Raw genomic sequence first — 19,699 nt, forward strand, 5'->3', positions numbered from 1 at the left:
TGGACAATATTGGAGAATATTCAACAGCTGGTTCTGTTGCATTAGCTACTCCAGAAGATCATATTAATTTTTTGACGATTGTAAGACCAAGGGGTTTTTATACTCTTTTTTCCATCTTTTTGTTTTCGATCTAATCGAGAAGAATATAAAGTGGCATGATAGACAGTTAATACTTAAAAATGTCTAAAAAAGCAGTGAGTTTAATAGAAATAGTTATCCACATTTAGAGGTATGAATAATTCAGGTAAACGATAATATAAAAATCTCAAAAAAAGACTGGGACTCTTTCGAAACCTCCTGGGACTTTGAAGAACACCCTTTCTTAACTCACAAAGAAGATTCTTCGTTAATCGAGGACAGCTTTAACAACTGGAAAGATGTTGCTGAAAAACGCTTCTATCAACTCAAGGAGAATGAAGAAGAACTAAACCGCATCTTTATTAACATCTATGGTCTTCAGGATGAACTGACTCCTGAAGTGGCAGAAAAAGATGTGACGGTGAATAAAGCAAAACTGGACCGGGACGTTAAGAGTTTCTTATCCTATTTAGTCGGCGTCATGTTTGGCCGGTATTCACTTGATAAAAAAGGTTTGGCTTATGCTGGTGGAGAATGGGATGATAGCCAATACACTTCTTATAAACCAGATGACACCAACATCATTCCACTGACTGAAGATCAATACTTTGAAGATGACATCATGAATAAGGTAGAAGAGCTGATCAGTTTAATATACGGAAAAGAAACACTCGAAGACAACCTGCGTTTTATTGCAGAAGCACTCAAAATGAAGAGCAATGAAAGTGCTAGAGACCGCATTAGACGCTACTTCATGAAAGAATTTTATAAAGATCATTTGAAGACCTATCAGAAGCGTCCAATATACTGGCAGTTCACGAGTGGGAAACGCGGTGCATTCAAAGGTCTTATGTACCTGCACCGGTATCACAAATATACAGTCGATCAGCTCCGTACTGAGTATATTCTGCATCAGGCCACAGTGCTGGATAATCTGATCACGCATGAACAACAGGTCATCGCGGATGAAACAAGTACAGCCACGCAAAAAGCACGAGCACAAAAGACGATTGATGAGTACACAAAAGACCGGGCAGAACTCGCCAAATACGACCAGGTCATCGAACACGTCGCCAGACAACAGATCGATCTTGACTTGGATGACGGTGTAAAAGTCAACTATCAAAAATTCCAAAACATTGAAGTGACAGATGACACATTAAACAAGCCTAAAAAGCAAAACGTCTTTGAAAAAATATAACAGGAGGTGTTCACTTGGCTGAAGAGTTACTTTCTCGTATCGAAACCTTTTATGCTTCACCATTAAAAGACGTGGAAAAACGAAAGATCCTATACTTGTTCGATCCCGAAGAAGCCTACGCTGACACAATCAAAACGTGGGCAGAAGAAACGGATGCTGTAGAACTTTTAACAGTTACCACTCACAATTTTTTTCAAACTAACTATCTGATTGAAAAGGAGTTTAAGGACACGCATCTCTTTTTATATTTTGCTATGGAGAGACCGCGTATGGAAGACAACCCACTCCTAGATGTTCTTCTCTACAGCGAGGAGCTGAAAGTCGATGCCTTAAGCCAATTGTATCTGACTCTAGGTATCGATCCAGACAATGAAGAAGTCACAGCGATCATCAAAGAATACCCAGTCTTTTTCAGGGCCAAAAATCGGATCAGCCAGTTCAAGCGTCTATATAATGAAAGCCCTTATCACTCAGCAGAAGTCGTTGACTATGCTGTATTTGCTGCGTTGACTAAGGCGCAAGCTGCGACTTGGATGGCTGTTTTGATCGAACTCTTTGAAGAAGCGGCTTCCAAAGAAAACAGTAAGTGGGACCAGCTCGTTAAATTCGGGGACGAAAAACGGTTCTGGACCATGATCGACCAGTTATTAGGCTACAATAAAGACACGAGCATGAATGGCAGCTTATCCGTCAACGAACTCATGCATCAGGTCTTTCTCACCTACTTAGGGACAGAACTTGGGCAGTCTATGCCAAAAGAACTTATACCTTATATGCTTGAAAAAAGTAATCCGATCGTGATCTTCATCAATCAGTGGATGAATACGAAAAGTAAAGAATCAGCCTTTTACTTTGTCTCCACAGCCGTTGAAAGTGCATGGGACTTGGAAGATCTCTTACATGATCTTCCAAGTGAAACTTTGGCTGAGTGTGAGACATTTAAATGGTTCGACCATGAACTTATCGACCGATTTGTGCAATCGATTCAAATGCACGTCAGTGATAGCGACCGACTGTTGCCACTCATAGCTAAACGCCGCAACACCATCTGGTTCGACCACTTTCAAAACAGTTATATCTTCTTGAAATGGGCCATTCAATTGAACCATTATTCAGAAATCTTTGAAGCCGACTGGCAGGGGATGGCAGACCCTCATGAACTTTGGCAGTATTACAGTGATCAAGGCTATCATGTAGATACGGCTTACCGTAAAATGACGGAATACTATGATGAGCTCGTATCAGACCAAAAAGAAACTGTCAGACCCGTGAAGGATCAGATGGAGCGACTTTACGTCAACCAGTATCTGAATGACTTTACAAAGAAGTGGGATATGTACTTCAAAAACACCCAAACGTTTGATTCAACTAAACTGCAAGCTAATTTCTTTGACAATGAAGTGAAGCCTTATCTAGCTAACGACCGGCGTATTGTTGTCATTATTTCGGATGGCTTACGCTATGAGGCGGGTAAAGAGCTGTACCAAGAGTTAACAAAAGAGAAGCGCTTCAACGGAGAAATCGACTGGATGCAAACTGAACTGCCATCCATTACTTCGGTTGGTATGGCAAGTCTGCTCCCACATCACTCACTTGAATTTCAAACAGATGGTACTGTCTTAGTCGATGAGATGAAAACGATAGGACTTGCTAACCGTGAGGCTATATTGAAAAAGAATGGCCATCCTGAAGCCCTTGCACTAAAAGCGACAGACATTGATCAAATGACTAAGGACCAGTTAAGAGAGAAGATGGCTGGTAAGAAGCTGGTATACGTTTACCATAACAAAGTGGATGCTATAGGTGACCATTTGCCAACGGGAAACGATGTTTTTAAAGCAACGAGGGATTCAATCAATGACTTGATCCAAATAATGAATCGCTTAACAGGGGACGTCAGTATCGGCACCTTCTTGGTTACCGCCGATCATGGCTATCTCTATACACGATCTGCTATTTCAAGCAGTGATAAAGTTTCGGTTAAAAATAATTTAGATGCATGGCTAAAAAACAAACGCTTTATATTATCTGAGAAAGAAGAGGATCATTACAGCGGACTGAGTTTTACCCTGTCAGAGCGCTTAGATAATACAGGCTACATCACCGTACCGAGAGGCATGAATCGTTTTGCCTTAAAAGGAGGCGGCTATCAATATAGTCATGGAGGACATTTGCCACAAGAAATGATGGTCCCTTTACTCCGAATCAAGACAGACCGCAGCCGGAATGAAATACCTGAAGTGGATGTGTCACTGATCAGTCAGACACGGAAGCTCACAAACAATATCGTCTGGTTATCCTTCCTGCAGACAGAGCCGGTGTCAGAACAAAAGAAAGAGAAACGACTAAACCTCTATTTTGAAGATGAAAAGGGGAGAAAAATCTCTAATGAATTAACACTCATTGCGGATAGAGAAAATAAAGCAAGTGACGAACGTGTCTTTACGGAAAAGTTTGTTCTGCTCAATGAATCTTACAGCTCACTTGATACGCATTACTTTGTTATGGAGAATGCGAATGATCCCGAGGATATTGTTAAAGAGCGGTTCAAGCTGGACTTGATTGGATGACGTTTGAAAAAAGCGAGGGTTGAAATGAAGAAATCTGAAGAGGAAAATTTTGAAGATATAATTTACGGAGAAAACTATTATTTCATCGCCGGTTATACCAGCGGCGGGGCACCTTATGGCATAAGCATGGAAGAAGCCAGAGAACAAGGACTGCTGGAAGAAAATGAGTTGAGCAGTGATGAAGATGGTGAAGATTTAGAGTTGCCGTTTTAACTTAAAGATGACCTTCAAGGAGATACTATTTATACCTCGAAGGTTATTTTTTGTTCATACATTTGAGATAAAATTAATGTCAAACAAGGCCGGTTGTTGTATAATGAAATCAGGGAATCCCTTCTGGAGTACTTGTCTTTATTTAGACAACCTAAATGTGCCATATGGAGGGATTCCTTTAATTATGTTCTGGAAAATTTGATTTATTAAGTGTTATATGCGATAAATATGAAATGGGCTTAATTATATTGAAATGTTTTCTTAAAGACTGACTGGGGTGTGAATAACATGAATTTACTTTCAAAATATATTGTAACTTTGACCCGTCTTTATGGCTTGGTGCATAGAGATGTGGTCGCTGAGATCTATAATCAGCAAAACGAGGAGCAAATTTCTCCTCAAGACGTCGAAGATTGTTTCGACACATCGGTTCAGGAAATCGAAAGACGCTTTGCCTATAAAGAAGGCGATTATTTCGCTCATGAAACAATTCTCGTATACGATGATTTGGATGAAACCTTGGCTAAGCAAGCAGGTAAGCCGCGTTACATTCCTGAGAAAGTTGAATTAATGAAGTATCTGGATCAGTTTTATTTCTATAAGTCTGAAGCTTACCATGAGCTTTATGAGCACATATTAAAATATCACTTAGATGGAAATGAAGAACGAGCGGAAGCCGTCTGCGAAGACGCAGAAGGAATGATCGAAGTCAATGCGAGTTTTGGTACAGTCATGTCTACACTTAGTAACATGGGTGTGGAATTTTATAACAAACAGCAAAGAGATAAAGTCAAAAGGTTAGTCAGGAAGCTTCAGGATAATGTAAGACTATGGACAAATAAAGGGCATACGAATCAAGAATTAAAAGATTTAGGGTACAGTGCTGCTGGTAATACATCTGCTGGCAATCAAGTTCTGAGCAAAAAACTTGGACGCAACGATCCTTGTCACTGTGGCAGCGGCAAGAAATATAAAAAATGCTGTCTGGATAAAGATCAGAAAATGAAAATATAATAATTTACTGAAAAGAGACGCAGTCGATGAACATCGGTTGCGTCTTTTTGGTATAGAAAATAAATTTGCAGATATATATTCAATGATATGACCTGCATAGTTTGGTCCTAGGATGAGAGAGTACCAAAATCTCCTTTTAATAGCTACACACGGTAGCGATATTCCTTTATACCAAAAGATGAGAGAGTACCAAAATTATTGCTGCAACAACTATTAATACAGGCGCGTTCCTTTATACCAAAAGATGAGAGAGTACCAAAATTGAAACCGCCACTATAAGAAAAGCTGGCTCGTTCCTTTATACCAAAAGATGAGAGAGTACCAAAATTTACGTCCGTGTAGTATTTCAAACCAAATTGTTCCTTTATACCAAAAGATGAGAGAGTACCAAAATCGTCTTCATAGACTTCATACTGATCTAATTGTTCCTTTATACCAAAAGATGAGAGAGTACCAAAATTTCCTCGTCAATAACGGATAGCACTAAATCGTTCCTTTATACCAAAAGATGAGAGAGTACCAAAATCTTGCCTGCCACTTTTATTTTAAATGGGGAGTTCCTTTATACCAAAAGATGAGAGAGTACCAAAATCGCCTTAATCACTTGCTTGTTGTTGTTGTCGTTCCTTTATACCAAAAGATGAGAGAGTACCAAAATATGTGGTTAATGTCTGCGTGTCGTCTTTATGTTCCTTTATACCAAAAGATGAGAGAGTACCAAAATCAACGCCCGACATATGTCTGTAAACAGTCAGTTCCTTTATACCAAAAGATGAGAGAGTACCAAAATGCGTGACGCTTGGCTTCGTCCAATTCGATCGTTCCTTTATACCAAAAGATGAGAGAGTACCAAAATAGTCGCTCTAGGCTTTGGCTTGCTGGCGTTGTTCCTTTATACCAAAAGATGAGAGAGTACCAAAATCTATACTGATATTTGAGCTGGCTAGTCCCGGTTCCTTTATACCAAAAGATGAGAGAGTACCAAAATAATGGCTTTACATCGTCTTTTATCTGTGAAGTTCCTTTATACCAAAAGATGAGAGAGTACCAAAATCTGCTTGATAGTGACTTCTTTTGCGCTCATGTTCCTTTATACCAAAAGATGAGAGAGTACCAAAATACAGGCGGAAACGAGAAGATGACCATCCGAGTTCCTTTATACCAAAAGATGAGAGAGTACCAAAATCAAGTTGCGCCTATCCTTCATCAAGTATTGGTTCCTTTATACCAAAAGATGAGAGAGTACCAAAATAGAGATGCAGTTGACCAAAAACTTAGATACGTTCCTTTATACCAAAAGATGAGAGAGTACCAAAATACTGAAGACAAGTTGTATTTCGTCATCTGTGTTCCTTTATACCAAAAGATGAGAGAGTACCAAAATAAGAGTGTAATAAGTACACACGCCAGCAAAGTTCCTTTATACCAAAAGATGAGAGAGTACCAAAATCTGGGACTAAATAGATTTCGCCATTACGACGTTCCTTTATACCAAAAGATGAGAGAGTACCAAAATAAACATATGCTCACGGTTTTACACTATGGAGTTCCTTTATACCAAAAGATGAGAGAGTACCAAAATATAATCTGCCATCTTATACCTCCTCTAGCCGTTCCTTTATACCAAAAGATGAGAGAGTACCAAAATCCATTATGATTTGTGACAGTATGATTATTTGTTCCTTTATACCAAAAGATGAGAGAGTACCAAAATAGTGCTGTCTATTACTGATACGAACATAGTGTTCCTTTATACCAAAAGATGAGAGAGTACCAAAATCCTGATTGATAATGAGGATCAGACCGCTCAGTTCCTTTATACCAAAAGATGAGAGAGTACCAAAATACCGGCTTGAAAGAGTAAACAATTGTCATAGTTCCTTTATACCAAAAGATGAGAGAGTACCAAAATCGTGTTTTCTTGAATATGTTGTAATTCAGCGTTCCTTTATACCAAAAGATGAGAGAGTACCAAAATCATGTTTACCATTCCTCTCTCTTTTAGTATGTTCCTTTATACCAAAAGATGAGAGAGTACCAAAATCGGTACCGTTGGGCGCCTACCGTCAATAGAGTTCCTTTATACCAAAAGATGAGAGAGTACCAAAATTCTTTCAAGCCGGTAGAAGATGCCGGCATGGTTCCTTTATACCAAAAGATGAGAGAGTACCAAAATAGCTGAGTATAAGTTGGATGCATTTAAAAAGTTCCTTTATACCAAAAGATGAGAGAGTACCAAAATCAGGGTCATAGCCTAGTTGTCTCACTTTATGTTCCTTTATACCAAAAGATGAGAGAGTACCAAAATCGCCACGCCACACAATTGATGAAGTCCGTTGTTCCTTTATACCAAAAGATGAGAGAGTACCAAAATCCGCCTTAGTAATTAGTTTGTCTAGTGTTTGTTCCTTTATACCAAAAGATGAGAGAGTACCAAAATTGGTATCGGCGATATAACTACAGTGGGGAGGTTCCTTTATACCAAAAGATGAGAGAGTACCAAAATCGGCTGGCACGTAGTAATCTACACCATGAGGTTCCTTTATACCAAAAGATGAGAGAGTACCAAAATGTAATCATCAGGTGTTCCAGCTCCTTTATTGTTCCTTTATACCAAAAGATGAGAGAGTACCAAAATAAGGAAAGTTGAATACACACAAAGGTTTTAGTTCCTTTATACCAAAAGATGAGAGAGTACCAAAATTGAATTAGCAAGTGGACCAAACACGCTGATGTTCCTTTATACCAAAAGATGAGAGAGTACCAAAATTCATGTGGACACCTCATCGCTATCTAAAAGTTCCTTTATACCAAAAGATGAGAGAGTACCAAAATGCAGCGGAGCGGATTGTTACGTGCATCCAGGTTCCTTTATACCAAAAGATGAGAGAGTACCAAAATTGGGTCAAGGTCATATATTGCTTGCAATATGTTCCTTTATACCAAAAGATGAGAGAGTACCAAAATGTTGTCGTCCGTGGCGGTATTCAGCCATGAGTTCCTTTATACCAAAAGATGAGAGAGTACCAAAATTTACTTTCAATAAATTCTATTGCCTGTTTTGTTCCTTTATACCAAAAGATGAGAGAGTACCAAAATAATGGCCGAGCAAATGATCCAGCGTATTGAGTTCCTTTATACCAAAAGATGAGAGAGTACCAAAATCATCGCCCGGTTTTCGTAACCGCCTCTTTCGTTCCTTTATACCAAAAGATGAGAGAGTACCAAAATCGGTCAGCCCATCTCTCGACCAAGATTCTAGTTCCTTTATACCAAAAGATGAGAGAGTACCAAAATGGATCAACTCGACACCAGTATTCAAACGAAGTTCCTTTATACCAAAAGATGAGAGAGTACCAAAATCTATTATCTAGGACTTAAAAAAGCCAAAAAGTTCCTTTATACCAAAAGATGAGAGAGTACCAAAATTGTCTTCGAGCGTATCGCTCATTGAGCATCGTTCCTTTATACCAAAAGATGAGAGAGTACCAAAATGACCCGAAGTAGGATCGCTGGAGTTGTAATGTTCCTTTATACCAAAAGATGAGAGAGTACCAAAATCCGGCATAAAACATTTATTAAACCGCTCCTGTTCCTTTATACCAAAAGATGAGAGAGTACCAAAATGATACCGTTGTTCCAGTAAGTAACCTCTATGTTCCTTTATACCAAAAGATGAGAGAGTACCAAAATAAGTAATGTCGCCGTTCTTCAATGCTGCATGTTCCTTTATACCAAAAGATGAGAGAGTACCAAAATTCAGCGTTTAACATATAATCACCTCTATATGTTCCTTTATACCAAAAGATGAGAGAGTACCAAAATGACCAGTTCTATCTAAGATGTCGCTTGCAGGTTCCTTTATACCAAAAGATGAGAGAGTACCAAAATCCGACTGCGCCTAAAACCGCTCCAGGGTTTGTTCCTTTATACCAAAAGATGAGAGAGTACCAAAATTGTTCCGATAAGGTCTTTGCTCCCACCCTCGTTCCTTTATACCAAAAGATGAGAGAGTACCAAAATCCGGCATAAAACATTTATTAAACCGTTCCTGTTCCTTTATACCAAAAGATGAGAGAGTACCAAAATTTGGGAATCTTCCAGCTCTCGCACTCGATCGTTCCTTTATACCAAAAGATGAGAGAGTACCAAAATATGTTATAATGATGTTAGATTAACGTTTTAGTTCCTTTATACCAAAAGATGAGAGAGTACCAAAATTATGTCAACGTGTCCACATCTCCCCGACTGGTTCCTTTATACCAAAAGATGAGAGAGTACCAAAATTCGATTATTTGTTGGAGTAATTCAGCCGTGGTTCCTTTATACCAAAAGATGAGAGAGTACCAAAATTCTGTCCATTCACTTCCTTTTCTACGACTGGTTCCTTTATACCAAAAGATGAGAGAGTACCAAAATATTCTTCATGAATAGTATTGTAATCTTGTAGTTCCTTTATACCAAAAGATGAGAGAGTACCAAAATGCCATTTTCATTATACCCTACCAGTTGTAACTGTATCAATGAATTTAATAAATTCATCAGGAATGCCAGTGTAATCAACTTTGTATGGTATATGTGTAAGATGTACTAATAAGAACAAGTAAATAAACGCAGTGAGTTTATCCACAGACGACAGAGATAAAATCAATAGATTTCCGTCCGACTTATCCACAGTGTCAATATACCAATTTTTTGCCTCGTCAAACTCATCCGGGTCGAATACGAAGGGAAGCCACTCTTGAATAGTCGATCGATAGTTCTCCAGAATAACATGATTAATGACTTTTTCTTTGAACACAATATTCGCCATTCCTCGAAATGGGTATGATGTTATAACGATAAATTGTTCAGGTGCAGCTTGTAAATACTGATCTAACTTTTCCAGCTCGCTTAAATCGAAATGATCCTCAGGACTAATTATAAAGAATATATTTTGCTTGTCATTATTCAAATGTTTTGCAAGCTTGATTGTTTGTTTAAACTCGGTAATTCGATCAGAATGATTGAACTCCGTCGAGATATTCTTTTTCATCATTTTTTTACTGAAATCATTCAGTTGTATCTTGATCTCATTACCGAAAGTATCGTTAAGAAATTGAACTTCTTCCTGAAGATCCTCCCAGCTTTCTACGAATTGCTTATAGATAGGAGAGAGTTCCATATAGGAATAAAATGATTCCAATAATTGCTTCTCATTATTGAAAATATTAGTTAACGGGAAGGAGTCGGAATAAGACATTATATTTAACTGGAAATCATTGCTGTTTAATCTCTCATTACCTTCGCGTAAATCGACTTTCTTATTCAAGAATGCCTCCCTAATATAATGAATACAGTCTTTCCATTCTTCAGGTTTGCCTTTTAGAATCGTTACTTTGTCGATCAATATCCTTGAATGAAAGTGATCATCAAATGTCCATTCTTTCATAATATCACCATGGTATTATCGCTTAGAGTATTTTCAGTTACAGTTTTATCTCCAACGAGTAGATACATTTTATTGTACTGCTTTTCCGTCACAGCCATTGCCCTCACGGATCCATGAAATGGAAGGTTTTGTCTTAACGTAACCATATAGGTATCTAATGCACTTCGGTTAGGAAAAATCTTAGAGTAGACAGAGAATTGAACCATTGTGAAACCATTTGATATAAGGTATTTTCTGAAACGAGTGTAGGCGCGTCTTTCTTTACGAGTATTCATTGGCAAATCAAAAAATAACATAAGTCTCATGAATCTATATGGCGATCCCATTAGCTGGGTAAAGCAGTAGATCTGGATTTTCTTCATCCATCGATTTGATGTAACTTTGGATGAGAATGCTTATTGCATTAAGTATTGTTTGTTTTTGATTGCCAATCAAAATTTTGTTGTTACTTATCAAATACACCAATTTCTGTTTCGTCTGTTTATCTAAATAATCTTTTTCACTCATTAAGATACTGATCCATAAATCAACAATAGGTCTGAAAGGTTCGATTAGATCATCTGCCAGATTGAAGGCGTTATACTGATTAATGTGACCAATTCCTAAAGCGGGGTGGAGACCATGAGCAATAATGCTTCGAGCAACTGTTGATCTCAAGACGATATAACCGTAATTTAATCCTGAATTGATTCCGTCAAGGCTGTCTCGATCTCTAATGAAGGAGTTCCCAAATAGTGTTTTAAAATACAGTTTAGCTGCATGTCCTTCACGGTTTGTGCGATCGGCTAGTTGGACCGTTTCGCCTAACTCAAATAACTGATGAATCACCTTATCATCCTTTTTTAAATGATTTAATACGGATGCTTGATTATAGATCTTAATTTGAATGATCTGTTGCCACATAAGTTGTTTGATCTGTTCTGTCCAACTGATTTGTTTTTTAAGAATTTTAGAAGATTGATGATGACTATGAGGGGATAGGATATATGTATTCGGCAGGTGCTTTTCATCACAGAAAACCATTAATATATGGTACTTTGCTAATTTATTTATGATTCGAGCAGTCACTATGGTCTGCTGATTATCAACAATGATTGTATGGATATCAGAAAGAGGGATAAGTATTTCCGACTCATCTCTAATTACTTTTAAATTGTCCAAGTACAGACGTAATTGATCTGCTTTTTCTATATATACGATGCGCCAGCTCATTATATTTCACCCCTTAAACTAATTTTGTATACAGAAAAAGCCCCAATTAAGGGGCTTTCATCTGTGATTTCGGCATAAAGCCTTTTTTTGGTAGGTTCTCTCAACCTTTGGTATAAAGGAGTCCTCCGTCGAGGACAACTTTATATTACCAAGAAAGGAGACAGATGTAAACCCTCTATTTTAAATTGCTTTGATTTTATCCTTAAAATCTTCATTTTCTATTAGGTATTCGTTTCCTAAAGTATCAACTGCGTACTTTCGGATAGCCATTAGTGGTCCAATGGAAGGCATTTGTTGAGCACTTGTCCAATAACTTATATCTTTGACTTCAAACCTATTTGTTCTTGGATTATTATCTCCCCTAAATAACTTATCATAGTGAATCAACTTACTTTCCTTTTCACCAGTTTCTGGATTAACTATCTTCTCGTACTTATCATACGAAATCCGATCATTCTTATAAAGACTAAATTGAAACTCATACGACTCGTCTATATTTTTATAAGGAGCAGCCAGCCCATCTTTCCCGTAATACTTGTCCAAATCAAGAACATATTCATTGCCCACTTTTTTGAACCAGTTATAAGGAACACCTAAATATTTATATTTTCCTTCTTCATTCATATAAACATCGATACGTATACTTTTACGACTTAGAAGAACCACATCTTTCTTGGCACCTGGGTATTTATCCGTAATGTCAACATGAATGCCTAATTTACTATCCAGATACTTCAAACTCTTAACCGGTACTTTTCCGTCTTTGAGTATAAAGCCATGTTCGTTATAGTAATCCTGAAATGGATTTTCTGCATGTTTATGTTCTTCGATAACTTTCATGACTAATTCCCAGGTTTTTGGATCATGTTGAGCCATCAGGAAGTTGTCCGGATTCTTATCAATTCTTTTCTTCAAGGCAACAAATCCGTTTTTATCGAGTTCATAAATGTTTTTCACTTTTCCTACTGTATATTTTTCTCCACCTTTTTCTCGAGTAGAGTAGAGCGTCTGATTAGTCATTGTTCTGTTTGGTTTTCTATCGACCTTATGTGAGTACTTCACTTTGTTCTCCATGCTTCTCAAGCTGTTGATGAACTTGAGAGTCGGGGAGCCGAAGATTTTGTCTTCTGATAACACTTCTCCTGTTTCCTTATCTGCGACGACACCGTCTCTACTAAATTTAACTGCATTAAGCTGCTTCAAAATAGGAGTCGCTCCAATAGCTGCTACTATCAGTGCATCAATAGCATGATGCGCATGACTCTCATCTCTGTCCTTATTCAGTCTGGCACGTCTTCTTAAAGCAGCTGTGAAGCTTCCTCTAATCGACAGGACTTTAGTTTCGATCTCATTATTCATATAAAAAGTTCTGAGGTTAGACGAAAAGCTGCGCATAGCATAACGTGTATCTACTAAATTCCTATTGATAAAGTCTTTCTGAATTTCCGGATCATGCTGTACATCTCTTTGCTCTAATAGATAATTCAGTTTATGCTTAGACATTTTCTTAGATTTGAACAGATTAGTACAGTCCACTCTGTATTCTTCAAATGACCGTTTTGCTTTTCCACTTGAAAAGTATTGGAAGGGAGTGAGCTGACCTTTATCCTGATTCTCTGCTCTGTAGCACAGAACTTTATTCTGCTGGCTGTCATCGAAAGAGTAGGAAAGTGGAATGATGTGATCAATCTCAAAGCGCGTCGGATCATTTTTTATGTCCTGAGGCAAGATCTGTCGTCCACTGTAAATACACTTGTAATCCTGTTGATCCATTAACTTCAGTGCCATCATTTGCTTGCCGGAAAGTTTCAGGTCCTTAAGTTCTTTCACATCAAGCAGCTTAGCCATTTTCTTCTCGAAGTCGCCTTGTTTCTTCTGGAAATCTCTGTATTTTTTCTTCTCATCGTCACTATTTTTCTCTCTTGCCATTTCTACTACAACATAGGCTAATTCTCCATACTGTTTTCTAACTGCATTCGTAATTTTAATTGCTTCCCGGTGAGCACGTTTGGCTACTGTACTTAAAATAGCCTCATCATCAAACTGAATATGCGGTCCTTTTTGAAGGTTTTCCAGACGGTTTTTACCTAATCCATGCTCAGTGAAGAGGACCATCTGGTTTTTGTTAGTTTCCCAAAGTTCAGGTAAAATAAGCTCCATTCCTTTTTTAGATAAGGCATGGTATTCCTTGAAAGAGGTATCTTGAACTAGTGCCTGTGTAACTTCCGCCAAATCCTCTTCAAACGTTTCTCTAAATAATTGAGTCAATTGTTCTTCACGACGGGTCAGACTTTTTTCAGCAGTGAGTATTTCGGCAATCGCATCCAGTAAATCTCTATTTTCAAAAAATGAAGAGGGGATGGAGACCTCTTTCAATAAAGATTTCAACTTTTTAAATCCTGAAAATTCTGTAAAAATAGGCTTATTTGATTTTAAATCCAGTCTTGCACCTTTGATATCCAACTCATTAGATATACCTATAAGCTTTGCAATGTTTTTAAGTGTAACTTTTTTTCCTTTCTTAGCATAGGTCTCTATTAAGTATTCTTTTTGTTCTCTAGAAAGAGAATCCATCTCTCCAGTTTCATCACCAGGGAACCTTAAGTTATTCAAATCGTTAAGCAAATTAAATAATTCAGCTGTATAAGCTTTTTTGGGAATACGCAGTTCATCAGTAAAATAAGTCCCTCGTCCACGCATCTTGTTAATCATCGTTTCGTGTTGAAGGATGCCATTTTCATCGAAAAACCATTCACCATAAGGGGTAGGAGATTTCTTGGAACCTGGACCTTCATAATACTGCCGGCGATTATTGATTAGTTCAATAATGCCTTCAACAAATTCATCATCAATTTGCTTATGGAACTGACGCTGAAAATCCAATAAAGCTTTTGCCTCATCAATATAATCACTCGTTTTAAAGCGATTCGTGTGATTTCTTACTGGTTCATTATTTTTCAACTTGGCATACTGGATATCGATAATATAGTGATCCTCCAGTTTTTTTGCATTTCTTTTTAGCTGTTCTTTTGTAGATAATTCACTTCCCGAGGTCTTTTCATCTTCTTCCGGTGTATCGATTGTTGTCCCACGTCTTTTAATGAGATGGTAGAGGGCTGCAGCTAATTCTTTTTCTGAAATTTCTTTTCTAAGTCCATAATATCTACTATTATAGGGATCAATGTTATGTATTCCTTCACAAGATAAGCCATTAAACTCTAAAAATTCCCTTGCTCGTTCAAGTCTATGTTTACGTCGACGCTTCAGTCTCCGGGCGCCTCTGAAACTTCTTCTTTCTTCATTTGCATTACGAGTTGCTTCTTCAAACAGACGAACACCTGCATCAACTACTTCATTAGTGTCTTTGTCAATGATTCCCCATCCAACACTTGAAATGCCTATATCAAGTCCTAAAACTAAATTTGACATATCTACTCACTCCATAACTAAATTAATTTTATTTATTATATCATGAAAAGGTCTTCAACGGATGATTATAAACTATATTTTCAGTTATATTATTTTTTATATTTCTTAATGCTTGCTCTAGATTAAAAAATCTGAATACAATATTTCAGAAAATCCCTAGCTTGATGCGACCGTGTGTTTATTTTTCGCATAAAATCAAGTATACTAGAGGGGTATTGGTTAAGTGAGGTGAAGAAGTTAATGAAAAAGTTGGTTCAGCATGTTTACGATCAGTTTGGTGTGACGTTCAATGACCGGTCAGTTCTGATCGAGGCGTTTACCCATTCATCCTATGCGAATGATCATCGTGACGAACAGATCAGAAATTTGGAACGGCTTGAATTTTTAGGCGATGCGGTACTTGAAGTGACCGTGTCGGAATATCTCTATCATAAATACCCGAATCATCCTGAGGGGCAGCTGACTCGCATGCGTGCGTCGATCGTACGAGCGGAGAGTCTGGCTAAACTGGCCAAGGAGTATAATCTTCATCAGTTTGTACGTTTGGGCAAAGGGGAAGAACAGATGAACGGCCGGACACGCCCGTCACTTTTGTGTGATGTGTTCGAAGCTTTCATTGGTGCGGTATTTGTGGATCAGGGAATGGATGTCGTAAAAGACATTTTAAAAGCCATTTTATTTCCAAAAATTGATTCCGGTGCTTTCTCTCATGGGATGGATCACAAGACGGCTTTACAGGAGTTGCTGCAGCGTAATGGTGTAGTGACGATCGAGTACACAGTAGTGGACAAGAGAGGTCCCGACCACCAGAAAGAATTCGTCGTTGAAGTCAATGTCGAAGGCGATCTTTTTGGAAAAGGTGTGGGACGCTCCAAGAAAGCAGCAGAACAGGCCGCAGCGAAAGTGGCGCTTGAGATGCTGGAAGATTCGAATGAGTCGTAGTGTTCATGCGTCAGTCGAATACTATGAAGGAGAGACGATCACGTGCAATTAAAACGATTAGAAATTAAAGGGTTCAAGTCTTTTGCCGACAAGACGGTTCTGGACTTTACAGAAGGGATCACGGCGGTAGTCGGTCCGAATGGGAGCGGCAAGTCGAACATTATCGAGGCGATCCGCTGGGTCATGGGTGAACAGTCAGCCAAGACCTTACGAGGCGGCCGGATGCATGATGTGATCTTTTCCGGTACGGATCTTAGAAAGTCAATAAACATTGCGGAAGTCACCTTGGTTCTGGACAATCAGGATGGCTTTCTTCCTGTGGAATTCGAAGAGGTCAGTGTGACCCGCCGAATCAACCGTAACGGAGACAGCGACTACCTCATCAATAAGGAAAACTGCCGTCTGAAAGATATCGTGGATCTGTTCATGGATTCCGGTTTAGGAAAAGAGTCCTTTTCCATCATCTCTCAGGGACAGGTCGAAGCCATCTTCAACAGCAAAGCTGAAGACCGCAGGGCAATCTTTGAAGAAGCGGCCGGTGTCTTCAAGTATAAGACTCAAAAACTAAAGGCTGAACGCAAGCTGTTTGAGACACAGGACAATCTGGACCGGGTTCAGGATATTTTGTATGAACTAACGGCTCAGTTAGAACCGCTTAAAGAGCAGAAAGACATTGCGGAAAGTTTCGTCAAACAGAAGGAAGAACTGACAGATCTGGATATTGCTCTGTCGGTCATGAAGATCGACGAATACGTTCAGGATCAGAAAAGCAGTAAGGAACAAGCCGAACAATTTTCCAAGCATGTTCTGCAGCTGACTCAGGAGATCGATTCGAATGCTCAGATTATTAAAGAAAAGAAACAGGCACTCCATGAGGTCGAGACTAGACGGGACGCCATTCATGACCAGCATATCGAGTCTATCAAGCAGATTGAGCGGACGGAAGCCAGCTTAAGACTGGTAGAAGAACAGGAAAAGCATCAGGATGCCTTCCTTAGCGAGAAACAGGGACTGTTAGAGCGTGAAGAACGACAGCTGTCCGAGCTGAAAGAACAGATGGCCGAGGTCAAGCAGACGTATTCAGATCAGTCTGAACAGGTCAGCCAGCTGAAAGACGACTATACACAGAAAGAAGACCAGCTGAAACGCCTCCTTGGAAACAAGGAAGAAGCGATGGAAGCCCTGCGTGCCGATTATATCGAAGCGATGCAGGAAAAGACGTCATTAAAGAATGAAGAAACTTACCTAACCAGACAGCTTAACCAGACATCACTGTCGTCAGAAAAGCAGAATAAAGCGGTCAGAGACGTGACGGAGAAACTAGCTGAAACCGAAGCGTCACTTAAAGAGAAGGAAGCAGAACTAAAAGCACTGAAGACAGACTTGGACGACCTGCTTCGCTCATTTAAAGAGACCAAAACACGTCTGGATGATATTGAATCATCTTATGGACAAAAAGCCTCCCGCATCAGTCAGCTCCAGCAGCAGCTGAACCGGGCTCAGGCCAAGCAGCAGAGTCTGGCTGAAATGCAGGAAAACTACGCTGGTTACTTTGCCGGGGTTAAAGCCGTTATGACAGCCAAAAATCAGCTGGATGGCATCGTCGGAACGGTCGCAGACATGATGGATGTACCGACTGACTACACGGAAGCGATCGATGTCGTTTTAGGTGCAGCCAGTCAGTTCGTTATAGTCGAAGACGAAAAAGCAGGAAGAGATGCGATCCAGCACTTGAAACAGAAGCGTGCCGGACGCGCGACTTTCCTGCCGTTGACAACGATTAAACCGCGTTCGGTTGCCGGACATCACATTTCACGTGCCGGCAGCACGGACGGCTACATCGGAATCGCCAGTGAGCTAATCCAGTACGACGATAAGGTATCTTCTGTGATGAAGAACCTGTTAGGATCGACTATCGTGGCCAAAGACCTTCAGTCGGCCAATGCGATCGCTAAAGCGGTCCAGTACAGTGTCCGTGTCGTGAGTCTGGAAGGCGACGTGATGAATGCCGGTGGGTCCATGACCGGTGGGGGCGGCAAGCGCTCCTCCAACGCTCACCTCTTTTCTCAGAAGAAAGAAGAGAAGGCGCTGCGCATTCAAATCGACGAACTGGAAAAGACCTTGTCACTCAGACAAGAAGAGAACCGCACAGAACAGGAGCAGCGCACACAGCTTTCAGCACAGCTGGAAGACCTGCGTGCGTCGGGCGAAGACAAGCGTCTGGCTGAAAAGCAGCTGGAATACGAAGTGTCTCAGCTGACTGAGACCGTCAGACGTCTCGAGCGCGAGAAAAAAGGTCTGCTCTTTGAAGTCAATGAAGCAAGCTCAGAAGAAATCACCTTGTCCGAGCAGCTGAAAGACGTTCAGTCTAAGCGAACAGAAGCAGATGAGACGCTGGTCCGTCTGAAAGCTGAAATGGATCAGCTCTCGGATGAAAAAGAAAACAGAGAAGAACAGAAAGAACGACTCCAGGCCGAACAAGGTGAGATTCTGGAAGCTTGGAACCAGGCCCGGGAAGCTCTCGCGTCTACCCGTTCCCGCCGAGACAGTCTGGCTGATCAGATTACTCAGGTCGAAGAGGCCATCTCAGCAATTAAAGAAGACCTTGATCAACTGGAACGCGGTGAGGAACTGGAATCCAAGGAAGACCTGGATGCCCGCCTTTCTCAGCTGAATGCTGAAGCAGACGAGCTGCGCACATCGGAACAGAAACTGAAGACCGAGCACAGCGAACTGGACAGAGCCGTAAATGATCTGGAAGAGCGTACAGCTGACCTTCAGGAACGACGGTCCAATCTTCAAGGCGAGAAAAACCAGCTGGATATTCAGATCTCAAGACTGGATGTGTCGATCGACCATCTATTGGATTACTTGTCTGAAGAGTATACGATCAGTTACGAAGAAGCTAAGCTGAATCAGCCCGACGACATCGACCGGGAAGACACGCAGAAACGGGTGAAACTGCTCAAACGAGGCATTGAAGAACTCGGTCCGGTCAATATCGGATCGATCGAGGAATACGAGCGCGTCCATGAACGGCATTTATTCCTGGCCACTCAGCAGCAGGATCTGCTTGAAGCGAAGGAAAAACTGTATGACACGATGGATCAGATGGACAATGAAGTCAAGAAACGTTTCTACGAGACATTCAGTCAAGTCAGAGATCAGTTTGCGATTGTCTTTCCACGCATGTTTGGAGGGGGAAGGGCAGAACTGCGCCTGACCGATCCGGATGACCTGCTGGAATCAGGAATCGAAATCGTGGCACAGCCGCCTGGTAAGAAACTGCAGTCACTAAGTCTGTTGTCTGGTGGGGAACGTGCCCTGACAGCACTTTCGCTGCTCTTTGCGATTATACAGGTCCGTCCGATCCCATTCTGTATTCTGGATGAGGCCGAAGCGGCTCTGGACGAAGCTAATGTGACCCGATTCGGACGTTACCTGCACGAATTTGCGTCCGATACTCAATTTATCGTCATCACGCACCGTAAGGGAACCATGGAAGAAGCAGATTCTCTCTACGGCGTGACTATGAAAGAGAAAGGCGTGTCCAAGCTGGTATCCGTTCAGCTTCAGGATCTGGATGAACGCGTCGAACAAGCCTGACAG

The 19,699-nt window shown here is 40.2% G+C and carries 10 protein-coding genes and 1 CRISPR repeat array; of the genes, 6 read left to right on the forward strand and 4 right to left on the reverse strand.

What is annotated here, in order from left to right:
* Positions 1 to 478 precede the first annotated feature (478 nt).
* From ACYQ2O_RS03460 to ACYQ2O_RS03475, 4 genes are all read left to right on the forward strand, one after another.
* A complete protein-coding gene (locus ACYQ2O_RS03460; protein WP_459795994.1) occupies positions 479 to 1,279 on the forward strand; it encodes a hypothetical protein in 801 nt (266 codons plus the stop codon).
* A gap of 14 nt (positions 1,280 to 1,293) precedes the next feature.
* On the forward strand, positions 1,294 to 3,849 hold the full coding sequence (pglZ, locus tag ACYQ2O_RS03465) for a BREX-1 system phosphatase PglZ type A (protein ID WP_459795995.1): 2,556 nt from the start codon (positions 1,294 to 1,296) through the stop codon (positions 3,847 to 3,849).
* A 24-nt stretch (positions 3,850 to 3,873) separates the two neighbouring features.
* Positions 3,874 to 4,062 (forward strand): hypothetical protein, encoded by a 189-nt coding sequence (locus ACYQ2O_RS03470; RefSeq protein ID WP_459795997.1) that lies wholly within the window; start codon positions 3,874 to 3,876, stop codon positions 4,060 to 4,062.
* Positions 4,063 to 4,350: 288 nt separating this feature from the next.
* A complete protein-coding gene (locus tag ACYQ2O_RS03475) occupies positions 4,351 to 5,076 on the forward strand; it encodes a YecA family protein (protein ID WP_459795998.1) in 726 nt (241 codons plus the stop codon).
* 160 nt (positions 5,077 to 5,236) lie between these two features.
* Positions 5,237 to 9,561: a CRISPR direct-repeat array (repeat unit 36 nt; unit sequence GTTCCTTTATACCAAAAGATGAGAGAGTACCAAAAT).
* A 10-nt stretch (positions 9,562 to 9,571) separates the two neighbouring features.
* On the opposite strand, the gene ACYQ2O_RS03480 is transcribed toward ACYQ2O_RS03475, so the two are convergent.
* The 4 genes from ACYQ2O_RS03480 to cas9 form a co-directional block, all read right to left on the reverse strand.
* Positions 9,572 to 10,507: a hypothetical protein gene (locus ACYQ2O_RS03480; RefSeq protein ID WP_459795999.1), complete on the reverse strand. Its 936-nt coding sequence runs from the start codon at positions 10,505 to 10,507 to the stop codon at positions 9,572 to 9,574.
* Entirely contained in the window at positions 10,504 to 10,812 is a 309-nt protein-coding gene (gene cas2, locus ACYQ2O_RS03485) for a CRISPR-associated endonuclease Cas2 (protein WP_346023641.1), read from the reverse strand. The genes ACYQ2O_RS03480 and cas2 overlap by 4 nt, the downstream gene beginning before the upstream one ends.
* A gap of 4 nt (positions 10,813 to 10,816) precedes the next feature.
* Positions 10,817 to 11,719, reverse strand: coding sequence for a type II CRISPR-associated endonuclease Cas1 (gene cas1 / locus ACYQ2O_RS03490; protein WP_459796001.1), 903 nt, complete (start codon positions 11,717 to 11,719; stop codon positions 10,817 to 10,819).
* A gap of 180 nt (positions 11,720 to 11,899) precedes the next feature.
* Positions 11,900 to 15,148: a type II CRISPR RNA-guided endonuclease Cas9 gene (gene cas9 / locus ACYQ2O_RS03495; RefSeq protein WP_459796002.1), complete on the reverse strand. Its 3,249-nt coding sequence runs from the start codon at positions 15,146 to 15,148 to the stop codon at positions 11,900 to 11,902.
* A gap of 240 nt (positions 15,149 to 15,388) precedes the next feature.
* Here cas9 and rnc point away from each other — a divergent pair, with 240 nt between their 5' ends.
* Positions 15,389 to 16,090, forward strand: coding sequence for a ribonuclease III (rnc, locus tag ACYQ2O_RS03500; RefSeq protein ID WP_459796004.1), 702 nt, complete (start codon positions 15,389 to 15,391; stop codon positions 16,088 to 16,090).
* A 42-nt stretch (positions 16,091 to 16,132) separates the two neighbouring features.
* Positions 16,133 to 19,696, forward strand: coding sequence for a chromosome segregation protein SMC (smc, locus tag ACYQ2O_RS03505; RefSeq protein ID WP_459796005.1), 3,564 nt, complete (start codon positions 16,133 to 16,135; stop codon positions 19,694 to 19,696).
* Positions 19,697 to 19,699 lie beyond the last annotated feature (3 nt).

It is taken from the genome of Alkalibacterium sp. m-11 (genome assembly GCF_054658155.1).

Bases quoted from the DNA above. Each gene is read 5' to 3' on its own strand.
- ACYQ2O_RS03470 (WP_459795997.1), top strand. From the start codon at position 3,874: ATGAAGAAATCTGAAGAGGAAAATTTTGAAGATATAATTTACGGAGAA.
- ACYQ2O_RS03475 (WP_459795998.1), top strand. From the start codon at position 4,351: ATGAATTTACTTTCAAAATATATTGTAACTTTGACCCGTCTTTATGGC.
- ACYQ2O_RS03480 (WP_459795999.1), bottom strand. From the start codon at position 10,507: ATGAAAGAATGGACATTTGATGATCACTTTCATTCAAGGATATTGATC.
- cas2 (WP_346023641.1), bottom strand. From the start codon at position 10,812: ATGAGACTTATGTTATTTTTTGATTTGCCAATGAATACTCGTAAAGAA.
- cas1 (WP_459796001.1), bottom strand. From the start codon at position 11,719: ATGAGCTGGCGCATCGTATATATAGAAAAAGCAGATCAATTACGTCTG.
- cas9 (WP_459796002.1), bottom strand. From the start codon at position 15,148: ATGTCAAATTTAGTTTTAGGACTTGATATAGGCATTTCAAGTGTTGGA.
- rnc (WP_459796004.1), top strand. From the start codon at position 15,389: ATGAAAAAGTTGGTTCAGCATGTTTACGATCAGTTTGGTGTGACGTTC.